This is a genomic window from Janthinobacterium sp. HH104 (assembly GCF_001758715.1).
GTDB lineage: Bacteria > Pseudomonadota > Gammaproteobacteria > Burkholderiales > Burkholderiaceae_D > Janthinobacterium > Janthinobacterium aestuarii.
The window spans coordinates 69,080-85,318 of sequence record NZ_LRIB01000048.1 but is presented as its reverse complement, the minus strand read 5'-3'; the positions used below and the strand labels follow the sequence as shown (position 1 = coordinate 85,318).

14 protein-coding genes and 1 tRNA gene are annotated in these 16,239 nt (G+C 59.8%); 3 read left to right on the top strand and 12 right to left on the bottom strand.

The features are described from left to right. Positions 1–32: 32 nt before the first annotated feature. Positions 33–1,709, bottom strand: coding sequence for a peptide chain release factor 3 (locus JAB6_RS22770; RefSeq protein ID WP_070304828.1), 1,677 nt, complete (start codon positions 1,707–1,709; stop codon positions 33–35). Positions 1,710–1,895: 186 nt separating this feature from the next. Between JAB6_RS22770 and JAB6_RS22765 the strand changes: the two genes are divergently transcribed. Next, positions 1,896–3,953 carry a methyl-accepting chemotaxis protein gene (locus JAB6_RS22765; RefSeq protein ID WP_070304720.1) on the top strand — a complete coding sequence of 686 codons (2,058 nt, stop codon included), beginning with the start codon at positions 1,896–1,898 and terminating at the stop codon, positions 3,951–3,953. Positions 3,954–4,235: 282 nt separating this feature from the next. Then, complete coding sequence (locus tag JAB6_RS22760; RefSeq protein WP_162995832.1) at positions 4,236–4,988, top strand: Crp/Fnr family transcriptional regulator; 753 nt, start codon at positions 4,236–4,238, stop codon at positions 4,986–4,988. Positions 4,989–5,053: 65 nt separating this feature from the next. On the opposite strand, the gene JAB6_RS22755 is transcribed toward JAB6_RS22760, so the two are convergent. From JAB6_RS22755 to JAB6_RS22710, 11 genes are all read right to left on the bottom strand, one after another. Next, positions 5,054–6,469, bottom strand: a complete 1,416-nt coding sequence (locus JAB6_RS22755; RefSeq protein ID WP_034751914.1) for a CHASE3 domain-containing protein — start codon at positions 6,467–6,469, stop codon at positions 5,054–5,056. Positions 6,470–6,613: 144 nt separating this feature from the next. Further along, entirely contained in the window at positions 6,614–7,246 is a 633-nt protein-coding gene (locus tag JAB6_RS22750) for a response regulator transcription factor (protein WP_010399201.1), read from the bottom strand. A 210-nt stretch (positions 7,247–7,456) separates the two neighbouring features. After that, positions 7,457–7,861, bottom strand: a complete 405-nt coding sequence (locus JAB6_RS22745) for a MerR family transcriptional regulator (RefSeq protein ID WP_034751915.1) — start codon at positions 7,859–7,861, stop codon at positions 7,457–7,459. Between the two features lie 10 nt (positions 7,862–7,871). Continuing rightward, positions 7,872–8,219: an integration host factor subunit alpha gene (locus tag JAB6_RS22740; RefSeq protein WP_010399205.1), complete on the bottom strand. Its 348-nt coding sequence runs from the start codon at positions 8,217–8,219 to the stop codon at positions 7,872–7,874. Between the two features lie 170 nt (positions 8,220–8,389). Then, a complete protein-coding gene (pheT, locus tag JAB6_RS22735) occupies positions 8,390–10,816 on the bottom strand; it encodes a phenylalanine--tRNA ligase subunit beta (protein WP_070304718.1) in 2,427 nt (808 codons plus the stop codon). Between the two features lie 78 nt (positions 10,817–10,894). After that, complete coding sequence (pheS, locus tag JAB6_RS22730) at positions 10,895–11,911, bottom strand: phenylalanine--tRNA ligase subunit alpha (RefSeq protein WP_034751917.1); 1,017 nt, start codon at positions 11,909–11,911, stop codon at positions 10,895–10,897. A gap of 145 nt (positions 11,912–12,056) precedes the next feature. Then, the gene (rplT, locus tag JAB6_RS22725) at positions 12,057–12,416 is read right to left on the bottom strand and encodes a 50S ribosomal protein L20 (RefSeq protein WP_010399214.1); all 360 of its coding nucleotides are present in this window, start codon (positions 12,414–12,416) and stop codon (positions 12,057–12,059) included. Positions 12,417–12,442: 26 nt separating this feature from the next. Further along, positions 12,443–12,640: a 50S ribosomal protein L35 gene (gene rpmI / locus JAB6_RS28595; protein ID WP_038493025.1), complete on the bottom strand. Its 198-nt coding sequence runs from the start codon at positions 12,638–12,640 to the stop codon at positions 12,443–12,445. A gap of 227 nt (positions 12,641–12,867) precedes the next feature. Further along, entirely contained in the window at positions 12,868–13,389 is a 522-nt protein-coding gene (infC, locus tag JAB6_RS22720; protein WP_071650129.1) for a translation initiation factor IF-3, read from the bottom strand. 51 nt (positions 13,390–13,440) lie between these two features. Further along, positions 13,441–15,348, bottom strand: coding sequence for a threonine--tRNA ligase (thrS, locus tag JAB6_RS22715; RefSeq protein ID WP_070304825.1), 1,908 nt, complete (start codon positions 15,346–15,348; stop codon positions 13,441–13,443). Positions 15,349–15,561: 213 nt separating this feature from the next. After that, positions 15,562–15,638: transfer RNA gene (locus tag JAB6_RS22710), tRNA-Val, on the bottom strand. 136 nt (positions 15,639–15,774) lie between these two features. Here JAB6_RS22710 and JAB6_RS22705 point away from each other — a divergent pair. Next, complete coding sequence (locus JAB6_RS22705; RefSeq protein WP_070304716.1) at positions 15,775–16,239, top strand: hypothetical protein; 465 nt, start codon at positions 15,775–15,777, stop codon at positions 16,237–16,239.

Here is a 16,239-nt window from a genome sequence, read left to right as displayed (position 1 = left end):
TAGCGCAAAGCGCGTAACCCGACACCACTAAATCAAGCCAATTTGGCCGAATGCTCGCGCGTCGCGTGGAATTTCAGCTTCGGCCAGCGCTCTTCCGTCAAACGCAGGTTGACGCCCGACGTGGCCAGGTAGGCCATGTTGCCGGCCGCATCGTAGGCCACGTTGTGGCCCAGCGCGTTTTCAAAGTCCTGCAGGATGCGCTTGTCGTCGCAGCTGACCCAGCGCGCGCTGCTGATGCTCGTGCCTTCGAACACGGCATCGACGCCATACTCGTTGAGCAAGCGGCTGGCCACCACTTCAAACTGCAGCACGCCGACGGCGCCCAGTACCAGTTCGCCGCCCTGCACCGGCTTGAAGACTTGCACCGCGCCCTCTTCGCCCAGCTGCTGCAAGCCCTTGTGCAGTTGCTTGATCTTCAGCGGATTACGGATGCGCACGGAGCGGAAGAAGTCCGGCGCAAAGTACGGGATGCCCGTAAAGGTCAGCATCTCGCCTTCGGAAAAACTGTCGCCGATCTGCATGTTGCCGTGGTTCGGCAAGCCGATGATGTCGCCCGCGTACGCTTCTTCCACCTGTTCGCGCGAGGAAGCCATGAAGGTCACCACGTTCGACACCTTGATCTCGCGCCCCAGGCGCAAATGCTTGACCTTCATGCCGCGCTCGAAACGTCCCGAGCACACGCGCAAGAAGGCGATGCGGTCGCGGTGGGCCGGGTCCATGTTCGCCTGGATCTTGAAGACGAAACCGGTAAATGGCTGCTCGGACGGGGCCACCGAACGCACGGTCGCATCGCGCTCGCGCGGCGCCGGCGCCCAGTCGACCAGCGCGGACAGGATCTCGCGCACGCCGAAGTTGTTGATGGCCGAACCGAAGAACACGGGCGTCTGCACGCCGGAGAGGAATTCCTCCAGGTTGAACGGGTTCGATGCGCCATGCACCAGTTCCACTTCCATGCGCAGCTGGTCCATCTCGAGCGGGAACATCTCCTGCAGGCGCGGGTTGTCGATGCCCTTGATGATTTCAAAGGCGCCATCGGCCTTTTCTTCGCCGGCCTTGAACAGCATGATCTCGTCGTTCAGCAGGTGATACACGCCGCGGAAGTTCTTGCCCATGCCGATAGGCCAGGTGACGGGCGCGCACTGGATCTTCAGCACCGATTCGAGTTCGTCGAGCAGGTCCAGCGGATCGCGCGTCTCGCGGTCCATCTTGTTCATGAAGGTGACGATCGGCGTATTGCGCATGCGGCACACGGCCAGCAGCTTGATCGTCTGCGCTTCCACGCCCTTGGCCGCATCGATCACCATCAGCGCCGAGTCGACCGCCGTCAGCACGCGGTAGGTATCTTCCGAGAAGTCCTGGTGGCCGGGGGTGTCGAGCAGATTGACGACGTGGTCGCGGAATTCGAACTGCATCACCGAGGAAGCGACGGAAATGCCGCGCTGCTTCTCGATCTCCATCCAGTCCGACGTCGCGTGGCGGCCCGATTTGCGCGCCTTGACGGTACCGGCCATCTGGATCGCGCCCGAGAACAGCAGCAGTTTTTCCGTCAGGGTGGTCTTACCGGCATCCGGGTGGGAAATGATGCCGAAGGTGCGGCGGCGCTGCACTTCGCGCGCGATCACGGCCGGCGCCTTGCTGCTCGCTGGCGCTGCGGCGATGTCCGCGTTGTCGCTGGAATCGGGGGTAGTGATGTCGTTCTCGTTGGCCATATTGGTGACCATAATATGGCCCTCGCAAAAAACCCTCGATTTTACAGAAGGATCGGCCTTCCGTGTGAACTGCTTCACTCTGGAGAACGGCAAAAATGACCGCATCAGGGCGCACTTCATCAAGGGGTCACAATCCGCAGGCAACATTGCACTGCAGAAATGTTGTCACCCTACCCTGGAAACCCGATGAAAATCCTCCTCACCCCCGCCATCCGACTCATGCAGCGCTTGCGCCTGCTGCCCAAATTCATGCTTGTCTGCCTGGTCTTCCTGCTGCCTTTGGCGCTGGCGACCACCCTGCTGATCTCGGAGCTGGGCAAATCGCTGGCCCAGGCGCAGGATGCGCAGCGGGGCGTGGCCTATGTGCGCCAGCTGCAGGAAGGCACACGACTGCTGCAGCAGCGGCGCGGCCTCGAACACTTGCGTCTGAGCGGCAAGGCGGGCATGGACAACACGGCCCTGAACACACGCATCACGGCCGCGCTGGCGGCCCTGGCGCGTCTGCCTGCCGGCGCCGGCTTGCCGCAGGCGGCCGAGCTGACGAAACAGTGGCAAGCCCTGCTGGGCCGCCAGGCCGGTCTCGCGGCGCGCGACAGCTACGCGGCGCATACGGCGCTGCTGCGCCAGGTGGCGAAACTGGGCCAGCTGGTGGCCGACCGTTCGCACCTGAGCCTGGACCCGGACGCGGGCGCCAACCACCTGAGCGCCGTCTTCACCGCCACCCTGCCCGACCTGGCCGAAAGCCTGTCGGACATCGCCGGGCGCGGCGCCGCCTACATCGACACGGGCCTGTTCGAAGCGAATGAAGATCAGCTCGTCAACGCCAACGCGCTGATCGCGCGCCACGAACTGGAACGCCTGCCGGCCCGCTTCGACGAAATCCTCGCCACCCGGCCGGAACTGCGCGCCAGCGTGCAGCCGGCCCTGAAAGCCGTGCCAGCCGCGCTGGCTTTCCTCGAACGCACGAAAAACGAAGTGACGAATTCCTACGACCAGACGTCGGGCGTGCAATTCCATGCGGCCGGCATGCAGGCGATCGACGCCCTGCAGGCGCTGTCCGGCACTTCCGCCGGCGCCCTGGACGATTTGCTGGCGCAACGCATCGCCCGCGACGAGGCGCGCCGCGCCCTGATCCTGGCGGCCATGCTGCTGGTGCTGCTGGCCGCCGCCTACCTGTGCGCGGGCTTTTATGCCGCGTTCGCGCGCGACGTGACGCTATTGCGCGTGGCCGTCGGCGCGGCGGCGGCGGGCGACCTGTCGCAGCGCATCACTTCGCAGGCGCACGACGAGATCGGCGACCTGGTGCGCGACTTCGGTGCCATGACGCACGGCCTGGCCACCCTGGTGCAGGAAATCCGCAGCGGCGCGGCCGTCATCGCGGCGGCCGGCGCCGATATCGCCCAGGGCAACGCCGCCCTGTCCGGCCACACGGCCACGCAGGCCGATGCACTGGGCGCCACCGTGGACTCGATGCGCGAGCTGACGGCCACCGTGGGCCGCAACGAGGCGCACGTAGGACAGGGGCGCACCCTGGTGGCGACGGCGGCCGACGTGGCCCTTCGCGGCGGCCAGACCGTGGGCGCCGTGGTCGACACCATGGCCTCGATCAAGGCCAGCTCGCACAAGATCGTCGATATCATCGGCGTCATCAACGGCATCGCCTTCCAGACGAATATCCTGGCCCTGAACGCGGCCGTCGAAGCGGCTAGAGCCGGCGAGCAAGGGCGCGGCTTTGCCGTCGTCGCCTCCGAAGTGCGCAGCCTGGCCCAGCGCTCGAACGAGGCGGCGCTGGAAATCAAGCGCCTGATCGGCGATTCCGTCGCCACCGTGGATGCGGGCGGCGACCTCGTCAATGCGGCCGGCAACACCATGCGGCAAGTGGTCGATGCCGTGCAGCAGGTGGCTGTGGTGATCGGACGCATCAGCAGCGCCGGCGCCGAGCAGAATGGCGAGATCGCCCGCATCAACCAGGCGCTGGCGCAAATCGACGACATGACGCGCCAGAACGCGGGCCTGGTCGACGAGGCGCGTGCCGGTTCGCAGCGCCTGCACCAGGAAGGCGAAGCGCTGACGCAGGCCGTCAGCCGCTTCCGCCTGGGCGAGCACGAGGCGCCAAACCCGCGCCAGGCGCCGGCCGCAGCCGTGCGCGACGGCTTGCCCAGCGTGCGTCCGGCCGGCCTGTGGAGCGCCAATAAACCGCGCGTCATATCACAAAATCGCGCAGAACGGCGCAAGGCTAGCTAGTCAAAAGTGTGCACGTAGGACAAGGACTACAATTCCGCCTCAAATGAGACTACAAAGTGGCGACTGCTAATCTTATGTTCGCCACTTACATAAGCTTTTAAAGTAGCTACATCGCGATCTGCACCGCGCGGTCGAACAAAACGCCGTTATCACATGAGCACGGCAGCTTCTTTGACCAGCAACGCGGCAGTCGCACTCCGATGTAAAAAGCCTGTGAGGAATACTATGAACCAAACTCAACTTAGCACCCCGGTCCAGAAGAACCAGTTGCTGCCGCGCGCCATGCCGGCGGCCGGACGGGAAATCAAGCTTGCGTCGCGGGTTAGCCTCAGCAGTGCCCAACAGAATGAATTGCTGGCCGCCCTGCCGCGCGCCGCGCTTGAATCGCTGTTCGAAGACCTGGAACTGGTGGAGCTGCCTTTCGGCAAGGAACTGTATGCTTACGGTAACAACCTGGAATACAGCTACTTCCCTACCACCGCCATCATTTCGCTGCTGTACGTGATGGAAGATGGCGCCACGACGGAAATCGCCGTCGTCGGCCATGAAGGCGTGGCCGGTGCCTCGCTGCTGGCAGGCGAGCGCGCCATGTGCACGGCCGTCGTGCAAAGCGCCGGCTACGGCTACCGCCTGAAAACGCAAAGCCTGCGCGACGCCTTCAATCAAGGCGGCGCCCTGCCCCAGCTGCTGATGCGCTACACCAACGCCCTGTTTGCGCAAATGGCGCAGAACGCCGTCGGCGGCCGCCACAGCTCGATCGAACAAAAGCTGTGCCGCTGGCTGCTGGACCGCCTGGACCGTTCGCCATCGAATGAATTGAAAGTCACGCAAGAGCTGATCTCGATCATGCTGGGCGTGCGCCGCGAAAGCATCACGGCCGCCGCCGGCAAGCTGCAGGAAGAAGGCTTGATCCACTATCGCCGCGGCAATATCACGGTGCTGGACCGCGCCGGCCTGGAATGCTATGCGGGCGAGTGCTACAAAGTGGCCAAGACGGAATACGACCGCTTGCTGCGCGACGTTTCCCGCTGCTGATGATGCAAGATAGTTAAAAAAATGGCCGGGCTGCATGCCCGGCCATTTTTTTATCTCAAAGAAAATTATGCTTCGATATCCGCGTCGATGTCTTCCGGCTCCGGCGTCAGCGGCAGCGGAATCACGGCTTCCACGCATGTCCCCTTGCCTTCCGGTCCCTGGCGCACGGTGAGAGTACCGCCCAGCAGCAAAGCCCGTTCGCGCATACCGAGCAAGCCGTGCGACATCGGTTTTTGCAGCGCAGCTTCCGTGATGCCGATGCCGTCGTCGATCACGCGCAGCACCAGGCCGTGTTCGTTGCGTTTCAAAGTCACGCTGACCATGCCGGCACGCGCATATTTCATGATATTTGTCAGCGATTCCTGCACGATACGGAACAGGGCAATCGTCAGGGTAGCTTCGCGGTTGTCGATATTGATGGCCACGTCCGTTTCGCAACGAACCGAGCTCATGCGCGCAAAATCCTCGCAATAGCTTTCGATGGCGGCGCACAGGCCCAGGTTGTCCAGCAGGCTGGGGCGTAAATCCTCGACGATGCGGCGCTTGAGTTCCACCGTTTCCAGCAAGGTCGCCTTGGCGCGCCGCAATTGCGTCGCCAGTTCCGGCTGCGTGTGGGCCAGTTGCTGCGTGACGGCGCCCAGGTCCATGCTGATCGACGTCAAGTTGGCGCCCAGCTCATCGTGCAGCTCACGCGCCAGCCGCGCTTTTTCCACTTCATTGACGCTGATCAAATGACGCGACAGCACGGATAACTGCTCGGTACGCTTGCTGACCGTCGATTCCAGAGTATCGTTAGCATTTTGCAATGCATACTCGACGGCCGCGCGGTTCTGGAAGCTGCGCCGCACCAGCTGGTAAAACATGATCAACACGAGAATGGCCAGGGCATTGATGCCGATGCCGAGCAGCACGGCTTTCTGATACTCATGATAAAAGGCGGCGCTGCCGGTCGACAGCGCTTCATTCTGCTCGCGCGTCATGATCACCACCTGCAGGCGGATCTCGTCCATGGTGGCGCGGTCATCGGTGACTCGGGAAATGTTCACGATCTCGGCCAGCCCGCCCTGCTTGTAGACGTCGATTGACTGTTGCAACATCGACATCTTGCGACGGATCAAGCTTTTCAGCTGGCCCAGATTTTTCAGCTGGGTAGGACTGCCCGCGAGCAAGGTTTGCAGCTCGTTGAATTCGTTTTCGATTTCGGTGGTGGCGGTCTTCGACGGCCCCAGATAGGTTTCGGAGCCGGAAATGAAATAGCCGCGCAAGCTGCTTTCCGCATCGAGCACGAGCACATTCAAATACTGCAGGCGGTCGGCCACACGGGCGCTCTGGCTGAGCAAGGCGTTCGTGCCCTTCAACGACTGCAGGTTGTGATAAAGACTGAAGCCATTAAGTACAAGCAACAAGGCGCACGTCACGCACAGGATCGTCTTGTACAGGGGCAGGCGGTGATTCGGGGCCGGTTCAGCGGTGAAATACATCCTGATGTGCATCCTTAGCAAGGTTCGGCGCGGGAGAGAGCGCCGGCGCCGGCCAATTATAGTCCTCGCCACAAACTGCTGCACTGCACAAGTCGTGCTGGCTAGCTGGCTGAGCGATCATGTTTCAATGATCGCACCGCAGCGCTAGTCAAGCAAATTGTTTTTCATTGCGTAATAGGTCAAGTCGCTGTTAGATTGCAAGCCCATTTTTTCCATGATGCGCGTACGGTAGGTACTGACCGTCTTGATGCTCAGCGATAAGGCCACGCCGATATCGGACACGGTGGCGCCGCGCGCCAGGCGCAGGAAGACCTGGAACTCGCGGTCCGACAATTCCGTATGCAGGGCGGCATTCGTGTCGCGGTCGAACGACTGCGCCAGCAACTCGCCCACGGTGGAGCTGACATAGCGGCGCCCCTGGAATACGGTGCGCACGGCCGTCATCAGCTCGTCGGCTTCGCATTCCTTGTTCAGATAGCCGTTCGCGCCCATCTTGAACAGGTTCAGCGCGTACTGCTGCGCGGGATAGCCGCTGAGTATCAGCACGGGCAATTCCGGCTGGCCCTGGCGGATCGTGCGCAAGGTATCGATGCCGCTTTGATCGGGCATGGCTATATCGAGCAGCAATACATCGCAAATTTCGCGGCGGGCGATATCGAGCGCTTCGCGCCCCGTACCGGCTTCCGCCACCACACTGAAATCGTCAGAAGACGAAAAAATCTGTTTGAATCCAGCTCGTACTATTTGGTGATCATCACAAATGGCAACGCGTATCATTGTTTCCCCTTAAATTTTCCTGGCCTGGGAAAGACTACCGGAACCTGAACGCTGCTCCGGTTCAGCGTCACTAACAAAAACGCAACATTAACATTATATTCAAAATATGGCGCGCCGTACGCTAGCGTCAACGCCAAGGCGGAGCATCCATGCAGTATAGTCAACTTGGCCAACCGCTACCGGACAACCCCACCTATATTGGTACAAATCTTATTTTAGCAAGTTTAAAATCGCCATTAATTCATTGCGTATCCACACGCGGTCCAGCGGCGCTTCCTGCGGCACGGCGGGCATGGCCGGCAGCACTGGCAGCTCGTCGGCGATGCCATGCGAGGCGCCGCGGCTGTCGAGCTTGTTGCGCGCGCCGCTGATGGTAAAGCCCTGCTCGTACAGCAATTCGCGGATGCGGCGTATCAGCAGCACCTCATGGTGCTGATAATAACGGCGGTTACCACGTCGTTTGACCGGCTTGAGCTGGGAAAACTCCTGCTCCCAGTAGCGCAGTACGTGCGGTTTGACGCCGCACAACTCGCTCACCTCGCCGATCGTGAAATAGCGTTTCGCCGGAATGGGCGGCAAGGCGATCAACTCGGTTTTACTGATGCGCTCGTTCATCGCCACTCACTCAGGCAGCACGTGCCAGCGGACTGGTCTCTTCGACCATGCTTTTCAGCTTCTGGCTCGCATGGAAGGTCACGACACGGCGCGCCGTGATGGGGATCTCTTCGCCCGTCTTCGGATTGCGGCCCGGCCGTTGCGGCTTGTCGCGCAACTGGAAATTGCCGAAACCGGACAACTTGACGGCCTCGCCACGCTCGAGCGCGTTGCGGATTTCGTCGAAAAAGGTCTCGACCATATCCTTCGCTTCGCGCTTGTTCAGGCCCACTTGCTCGAACAACAGTTCGGCCAGTTCCGCCTTGGTCAATGTCGGTAAATCTTTTTCCGCTTCCTGGCGCACTTTGGCAACCAGCATGGCCCGATGCAAATCGGCGGCCAGTGCGGATTGCAGTACGGCGGAATCAACGTCGCTGTTATTAATTTTCCTGCCCTGCCTTTTCTGTGCGCCCGAGCTCGCCACATGGCAAGCTCGTCTACGATTGACGACGGAAAGGCCGTCACGCAAGGCGACGGCCAGTCCGGTAATTACGAACGCAGTTTCGCGTCGTGGCCCTGCTTGGCCGCATCGATCAGGACAGCCATCAGGCCATCGACGACATCGTCTTGCAGGGTGTTTTGAGTATCTTGCAAGCTAATCCGGAAAGCAAGGCTTTTTTCATCCGCTTCCAGACCTTTTCCACGATATTCATCAAATAAAACAATGGCTTGCACGATACGCGCTGCCGGGCTCGACTTGGCGGCGGCGTGGAAGCTGTCGAGCAGATCCTGCACGGCCACCGATTGCTTGACGACCACGGCCAAGTCGCGGCTGGCGCCAGGGAATTTCGAGATTTCCTGGTACGCGGGCACGACTCTTTGCGTCAAGGCAGCGGCGTCGACTTCGAACAGCACGGGCGCCAGCGGCAAGTCATACTTTTGCATCCAGCGCGGGTGCAATTCGCCGATGAAACCGATGACCTTGCCATCGAGCTCCACGTTGGCCGAACGGCCCGGATGCAGTGCCGGATGTTCCGCCTTGGTGAAACGCAAGACCAGCGGCGCGAACAGCGCTTCCAGGTCCGCCTTCACGTCGAAGAAATCGACCGTGCGTGCGGCCTGGCCCCACTGCTCGTCGGCAACCGCGCCGTAGGCCATGGCCGCGACGCGCTTCGGCTGGGCGTAGCCGGCCACCGACAACGGGCCGTTTTCCACGCTGTCGTCGCGCTGGTAGATGGCGCCCACTTCGAAGATGCGCACGCGGTTCGTCTTGCGGTTCAGGTTGTAGCGCACATTGGCGATCAGGCTGCCGATCAGCGATGAGCGCATCACGCTCATCTGGCTGGCGATCGGGTTCTGCAATTTGATCGGGTTTGTGTTGCCCGAGAAATCGCGCTCCCATGCCGTATCAACAAAGCTCATGTTAACCACTTCCTGGAAGCCCAGGTCGGCCAGTTCATGACGTACCGCAAACAAGGAGCGGGTATTTTCCGGTGCAATCTGCATCACGTTCGCGGCCACGGGCGGCAAGGTCGGGATGTTTTCAAAGCCGTACACGCGCGCCACTTCCTCGATCAGGTCTTCCTCGATCTCGATGTCGAAACGGTAGCTGGGCGAGGTCACGGAAAACACGCCGTCCGCCAGCGTAAATGGCAGGGCCAGGCGCGTAAAGATATCGGCGATCAGCTCATCGTTGAGCGGCACGCCGATGACTTTTTGCGCGCGCGCCGTGCGCATCGATACGGGCTGGCGCTGCGGCAAGTTCACCACGTGGTCGTCGACGGGGCCGACGGTGGTCGCCGGCGTGCCGCAGATTTCCACAATCAGTGCCGTGATGCGCTCGATGTGCTCGACGGTGGTGGCGAAATCGACGCCGCGCTCGAAGCGGTGCGCCGCATCGGTCGAGAAATTCAAACGGCGCGCGCGGCCTTGAATGGCGTTCGGCCACCAGAATGCCGCTTCCAGATAGATGCTATCCGTATCATCCGACACGGAACTGGCGTCGCCGCCCATGATGCCGGCCAAGGATTCGATTTCTTTATCGTCAGCAATGACGCCGATCCACTCGTCGATGGCGATGGTGTTGCCATTCAACAGCTTGACGGATTCGCCCGCCTTACCCCAACGCACGTCGAGGCTGCCGTGGATCTTGGCCAGGTCAAACACGTGGCTAGGACGACCCAGTTCCAGCATGACATAGTTCGAGATATCGACCAGGGCCGACAGCGGACGCTGGCCGCTGCGCTCGAGGCGCTGCTTCATCCAGTCCGGCGTGGCTGCCTTGGCGTTCAAGCCGCGGATGACGCGGCCCGTGAAACGGCCGCACAGGTCCGGCGCGCTGACTTTCACGGGCAGGATTTCGTCGCTGGAAACAGGCACGGTGCGGAACTGCGGCGCATTCAGGGGCACGCCCGTGAGTGCCGACACTTCGCGCGCCACGCCCAGCACGGACAGGCAGTCCGCCTTGTTCGGCGTCAACTTGATGGTGAATTTCAAGTCGTTGAGCGCAAAGTAATCGCGGAAGTTCTGGCCGATCGGCGCGTCGTCCGGCAATTCCATCAAGCCAGCGTTTTCTTCCGACAATTTCAATTCGCGTGCGGAACACAGCATGCCTTGCGACTCGACGCCGCGCAGCTGGCCCACCTTGATTTCAAACGGCTTGCCATCGGCGCCAGGCGGCAGCACGGCGCCGGCCATCGCGCAGACGACTTTCAAGCCCGGGCGCACGTTCGGCGCGCCGCAGACGATGTTGAGCATGGTGCCCGTGCCGACGTCGACCTGGCATACATTCAGGCGGTCCGCGTTCGGATGTTTTTCCATCTCCAGGACCAGGCCCACCACCACGTTCGAGAACGGGGGCGCGACAGGATCGACGTCTTCGACTTCGAGACCGGACATGGTCAGCAGATGGGCCAGTTCGTCCGAAGTCATCTTCGGATCGACCATGGTACGGAGCCAGTTTTCGGAAAATTGCATAATCAAGCCTTCAAAGGGTCAAAGCTCACAGCGCGAGCGCACAGGCGCTCAAGCGCCATGAATCAAACGGAACAACGCTTAGTTGAATTGCTTCAAGAAACGCAAGTCGCCTTCATAGAACAGGCGCAGGTCGTTGATGCCGTAACGCAGCATCGTCAAGCGTTCCAGGCCGGAGCCGAAAGCGAAACCGATGAATTTCTCGGGATCGAGGCCGAAGTTCTTCACCACGGTCGGATGCACCTGGCCCGCGCCCGACACTTCCAGCCAGCGGCCTTTCAACGGGCCGGAGCCAAAGGCGATGTCGATCTCGGCCGACGGTTCCGTGAACGGGAAGTACGACGGACGGAAGCGCACCTGCAGGTCATCTGTCTCGAAGAAGGCCTTGACGAAATTCAGGTACACGCCCTTCAGGTCGGCAAAGCTGATGTCTTCGGCGATCCACAGGCCTTCGACCTGGTGGAACATGGGCGAATGGGTGGCGTCGCTGTCGACGCGGTAGGTGCGGCCCGGCGCGATGACCTTGATCGGCGGCGTATGCGTGCGCGCATAGCGCACCTGCATCGGGCTCGTGTGGGTGCGCAGCAGCAAGGGCTTGCCATCGGTGTCGTTGCCATCGATGTAGAACGTGTCTTGCATGGAACGGGCTGGGTGGTTTTCCGGGCTGTTGAGCGCCGTGAAGTTGGTCCAGTCGTTTTCGATTTCAGGGCCGTCGGCCACGTCGAAACCGATGGAGCGGAAGATTTCCTCGACACGCTCCCACGTGCGCATCACGGGATGGATGCCGCCTGGCATGCGGCCACGGCCTGGCAGGGTCACGTCGATCGCCTCGGCGTTCAGGCGGCCTTGCATCTGGGCATCGGCCAGCGCATCACGGCGCGCCGTCAGCGCGTCTTCGATCTGCACTTTGACGGCGTTGATCAGGGCGCCCTGCGCCTTGCGCGCGTCCGGGTCCAGCTTGCCCAGGCCCTTCATCATTTCGGTAATCTGGCCAGTCTTGCCCAGGTAGCGGGCTTTGGCGTTTTCAAGTGCGGCAGCGTCTGCGGCGGCGATAAAGTCAGCCTGGGCCGAGACGACGAGTTCTTCTAGGGAGTTCATGCGGCATTTCCTGTTTTGGACATCAATTCTGGACTCGATTATCAAAAGTCCAACAATCAAAAACGGAAACGGGGCATAAGGTTCACACCCCTGCCCCGCTCTTTATGACGTCACCCTACGGATGACGTTGTGCAATGACCGATGCTTACGCAGCGATTTTTGCTTTAACTGCGTTGACAATCGCAGCGAATGCTGGCTTGTCCATCACAGCCATATCGGCCAGGACTTTACGGTCCAGTTCGATATTTGCTTTTTTCAAGCCGTTCATGAATACGCTGTACGTTACGCCATGCTCACGGGAAGCGGCGTTGATACGGGCGATCCACAGGCGGCGGAAAACGCGCTTCTTGTTGCGGCGATCGCGGTAAGCGTATTGGCCAGCGCGCATAACTGCTTGCTTGGCAACACGGTATACACGGCTGCGGCGACCACGGTAGCCTTTAGCTTGAACAAGAATCTTCTTATGACGGGCACGAGCTGTAACCCCACGTTTTACTCTAGGCATAGTAACTCCTTAAATTGAGTGTGAGATTAAGCAGTCGGCATCATGCGCATGACGGATGTGACATCCGATGCGTTGATGTTACGGGTACCGCGCAACTGACGTTTGTTTTTGGTGGTTTTCTTGGTCAGGATGTGGCGTTTGAACGCGTGACCCGACTTGACTGTTCCACCTGGACGCACGCGAAAACGTTTTTTCGCGGAGCTTTTGGTCTTCATTTTAGGCATAGCAATCTGTCCTCTTACGGACAGCTCCATTTATAACAGGATTGCAGGTGGCAACACGACGCTGCGCTTAGATGCCTGCTTTCACATGTTGTGCAGCGGATGCGAGTCCACTACAGTTCACGCGGCCCGAGCATTGCTGACCGGGCCGCGCAAATTCTGCCTGGAATCTGGTGTCGCGCCCATGCAGGCACAAACCACGTCGATCCACAGTAAAACGCTATTGTATCTTACTTCTTCTTCTTAGGCGAAAGAACCATGATCATTTGGCGGCCTTCCATCTTCGGGAACTGCTCGACCTGGCCGTACGGCTCCAGATCGGCTTTCAGACGTTCCAGCATGCGGAAGCCAATATCCTGATGCGCCATCTCACGACCGCGGAAACGCAAGGTGATCTTGGTTTTATCGCCATCTTCGAGGAACTTGATGAGATTACGCAACTTGATATTGTAGTCACCATCATCAGTCCCCGGACGGAATTTGACTTCCTTCACGAGGATGATCTTTTGCTTCAATTTGGCTTCGTGAGCTTTCTTTTGCTCCGAATACTTAAATTTGCCGTAGTCCATCAAACGGCACACCGGTGGCTGCGCGGTAGGCGCAATTTCCACCAGATCGACGTTTGCCTCTTCCGCCAGGCGGAAGGCTTCAGCCAAACTTACGATACCGAGTGGCTCGTTATCGACCCCGCTTAAACGCATTTCAGGGGCAGTGATTTCGCCATTGATGCGATGTGACTTGTCAGTAGCTATTGTAATTTCCTTTAAAAATCTTGTAAGACGGTCGTGCAGCGAGTTTCCTCGTCAGGCCTTGGTGTCGACTTCATGTTTGAGTCGCTCTATCAGGGCATCGACGGACATCACGCCCAGATCGACATTGCCCCGCGCCCGCACGGCCACTGTATTCGCATCCCGCTCTTTGTCGCCAATCACTAAGATGTAAGGCAATTTTTGTACGGAATGTTCACGTATTTTATAGGTAATCTTCTCGTTACGCAAATCAGCCTGTACACGCAGCCCCGCTTTGCGCAGTTTTGTTGTAACTTCCTGTACATAGTCGGCTTGAGCGTCGGAAATATTCAACACCGACACTTGCACCGGCGACAGCCACAACGGCATGGCGCCCGCATAGTGTTCGATCAGGATGCCGATGAAACGTTCCAGCGAACCGACGATCGCGCGGTGCAGCATGATCGGCACCTGGCGCGTGTTGTCCACGGCCACGTATTCAGCACCCAGGCGGCCCGGCATCGACGGATCGATCTGCACGGTGCCCACTTGCCATGCGCGGCCCAGGCTATCCTTCAGGTGGTATTCGATCTTCGGACCGTAGAACGCGCCCTCGCCCGGCAATTCCGTCCATTCCACGCCGCAGGCGCGCAAGGCCGAACGCAGGGATTCCTCGGCGAAATCCCACGACTCTTCCGTGCCGATGCGGTTATCAGGGCGCAAAGCCAGTTTCACATCGATATTCGTGAAGCCGAAAGCCGTGTACACATCCATCGCCTGCTGGTGGAACGCCGTCACTTCGCCGGCGATCTGCTCTTCCAGGCAGAAGATGTGGCCGTCATCCTGCGTAAAGCCGCGCACGCGCATCATGCCGTGCAAGGCGCCCGACGGCTCGTTGCGGTGGCATTGGCCGAATTCGCCGTAACGCAATGGCAGGTCGCGGTAGCTGCGCATGCCATTGTTGAAAATCTGGATATGGCCAGGGCAATTCATCGGCTTCAGCGCATAGGCGCGGTTTTCCGATTCCGTGATGAACATGTTTTCACGGTAATTGTCCCAGTGGCCGGTTTTTTCCCACAGGCCACGGTCGAGAATTTGCGGCGCCTTGACTTCCTGATAGCCATTGACCTGGTACACATTGCGCATGTATTGCTCGACTTGCTGCCAGATCGACCAGCCTTTCGGGTGCCAGAAGATCAGGCCCGGCGCTTCTTCCTGGAAATGGAAGAAATCGAGCTGCTTGCCCAGCTTGCGGTGGTCGCGCTTTTCCGCCTCCTCCAGGTTGTGCAAATACAGTTCCTGATCTTCCTTCTTGGCCCAGGCCGTGCCATAGATACGCTGCAGCATCTCGTTTTTCGAGTCGCCGCGCCAGTAGGCGCCGGCCAGCTTCATCAGCTTGAACACTTTCAGCTTGCCCGTCGATGGCACGTGCGGGCCGCGGCACAAGTCCGTAAACTTGCCTTCGGAATACAGCGACACTTCCTGGTCGGCCGGGATCGAACCGATCAGTTCAGCCTTGTACGCTTCGCCGATGCCTTTGAAGTACTCGATAGCTTCGTCGCGCGCGACAACCTTGCGCGTGACTTGCTCATCCTTCTTGGCCAGTTCCGCCATTTTCTTTTCGATCGCACTCAGATCTTCGGGCGTGAACGGACGCTTGTAGGCGAAGTCATAGTAGAAACCGTTGTCGATCACGGGACCGATGGTCACTTGCGCGTCGGGGAACAATTCCTTGACGGCATACGCCAGCAAGTGGGCCGTCGAGTGGCGGATCACTTCCAGGCCATCGGCGTCCTTGTCCGTCACGATCGCCAGTTCCGCGTCTTGCTCGATCAGATAGGAAGTATCGACCAGCTTGCCATCGACCTTGCCGGCCAGGGCAGCCTTGGCCAGGCCGGTACCAATATTGGCCGCAACCTGGGCCACGGTGACCGGACCGTCGAATTGACGGGCGGAACCATCGGGAAGTCGGATTGTAAGCATATTGATCTCCATATCGGCGCTGGCGCCAGGTAAAACTGCAATGTGGTGTGGACTGAAAAACTGAAAGGAAAACGCGGACGCAAAAAAACGCGGACTAGCCGCGTTTTTCACTTTCTTGAGACAAAGGAAACCCGTTCGACTAGCGTCACTCCCAAAGCTTGGTAGTAGTTCGCGGTGTCATAACCGGTTTACCCTTTCTCTCTAACTGCATTCTGGTGGGCGGTGAGGAATTCGAATCCCCGACCCCTTGGATGTCGACCAAGTATTCTAACCAGCTGAACTAACCGCCCCGAAGACCAGCATTATAGAGAGGCTTTCCCAGAATGACAAGGGCTGTTTTACAGGAAACTTTAATCATTCTCCGGGCGTCAGCCTCCTTTATATGGAGAGGGCCCGGCGCATGCGGAATGCCGCTAGAATCGGGGCATGAATTCCACCATACTAACTTGGCTGAAAACCCTGAGCCGCATTTGCGGTTTTGAAACGGCCGACTCCTTCCCGCCCCATCATCCGTATGCGCGCACGCGCTGGGACGCCGCGTATTTCGATATTGCCTCCGACGTGAAGCCCGACGAGATCGAGCGGCGCATCTGCGCGGCCATCGCCAACACGCCGAGCGTCTTCGCCTACATCACCAACCCCACGCCGCGCATGCAGCGTGCGCTGCTGAACGTGATCCACGACCGGCTGCGGCGCCAGCCCGGCGCGGGCGCCACGGACCTGGTCTTGTTATTGATCAACGCCTACGCCAGCGACCACATCACGGAAGCCGTGCCCGGCCTGCGCACCCTGATCTTCAACACGGAACACGAAGACACGAACCTGCGCGTGCATGCGATCCTGGAATTGCTGGTCGGCACGCCGCGCGGACTTGACGTCATCGATATGTAA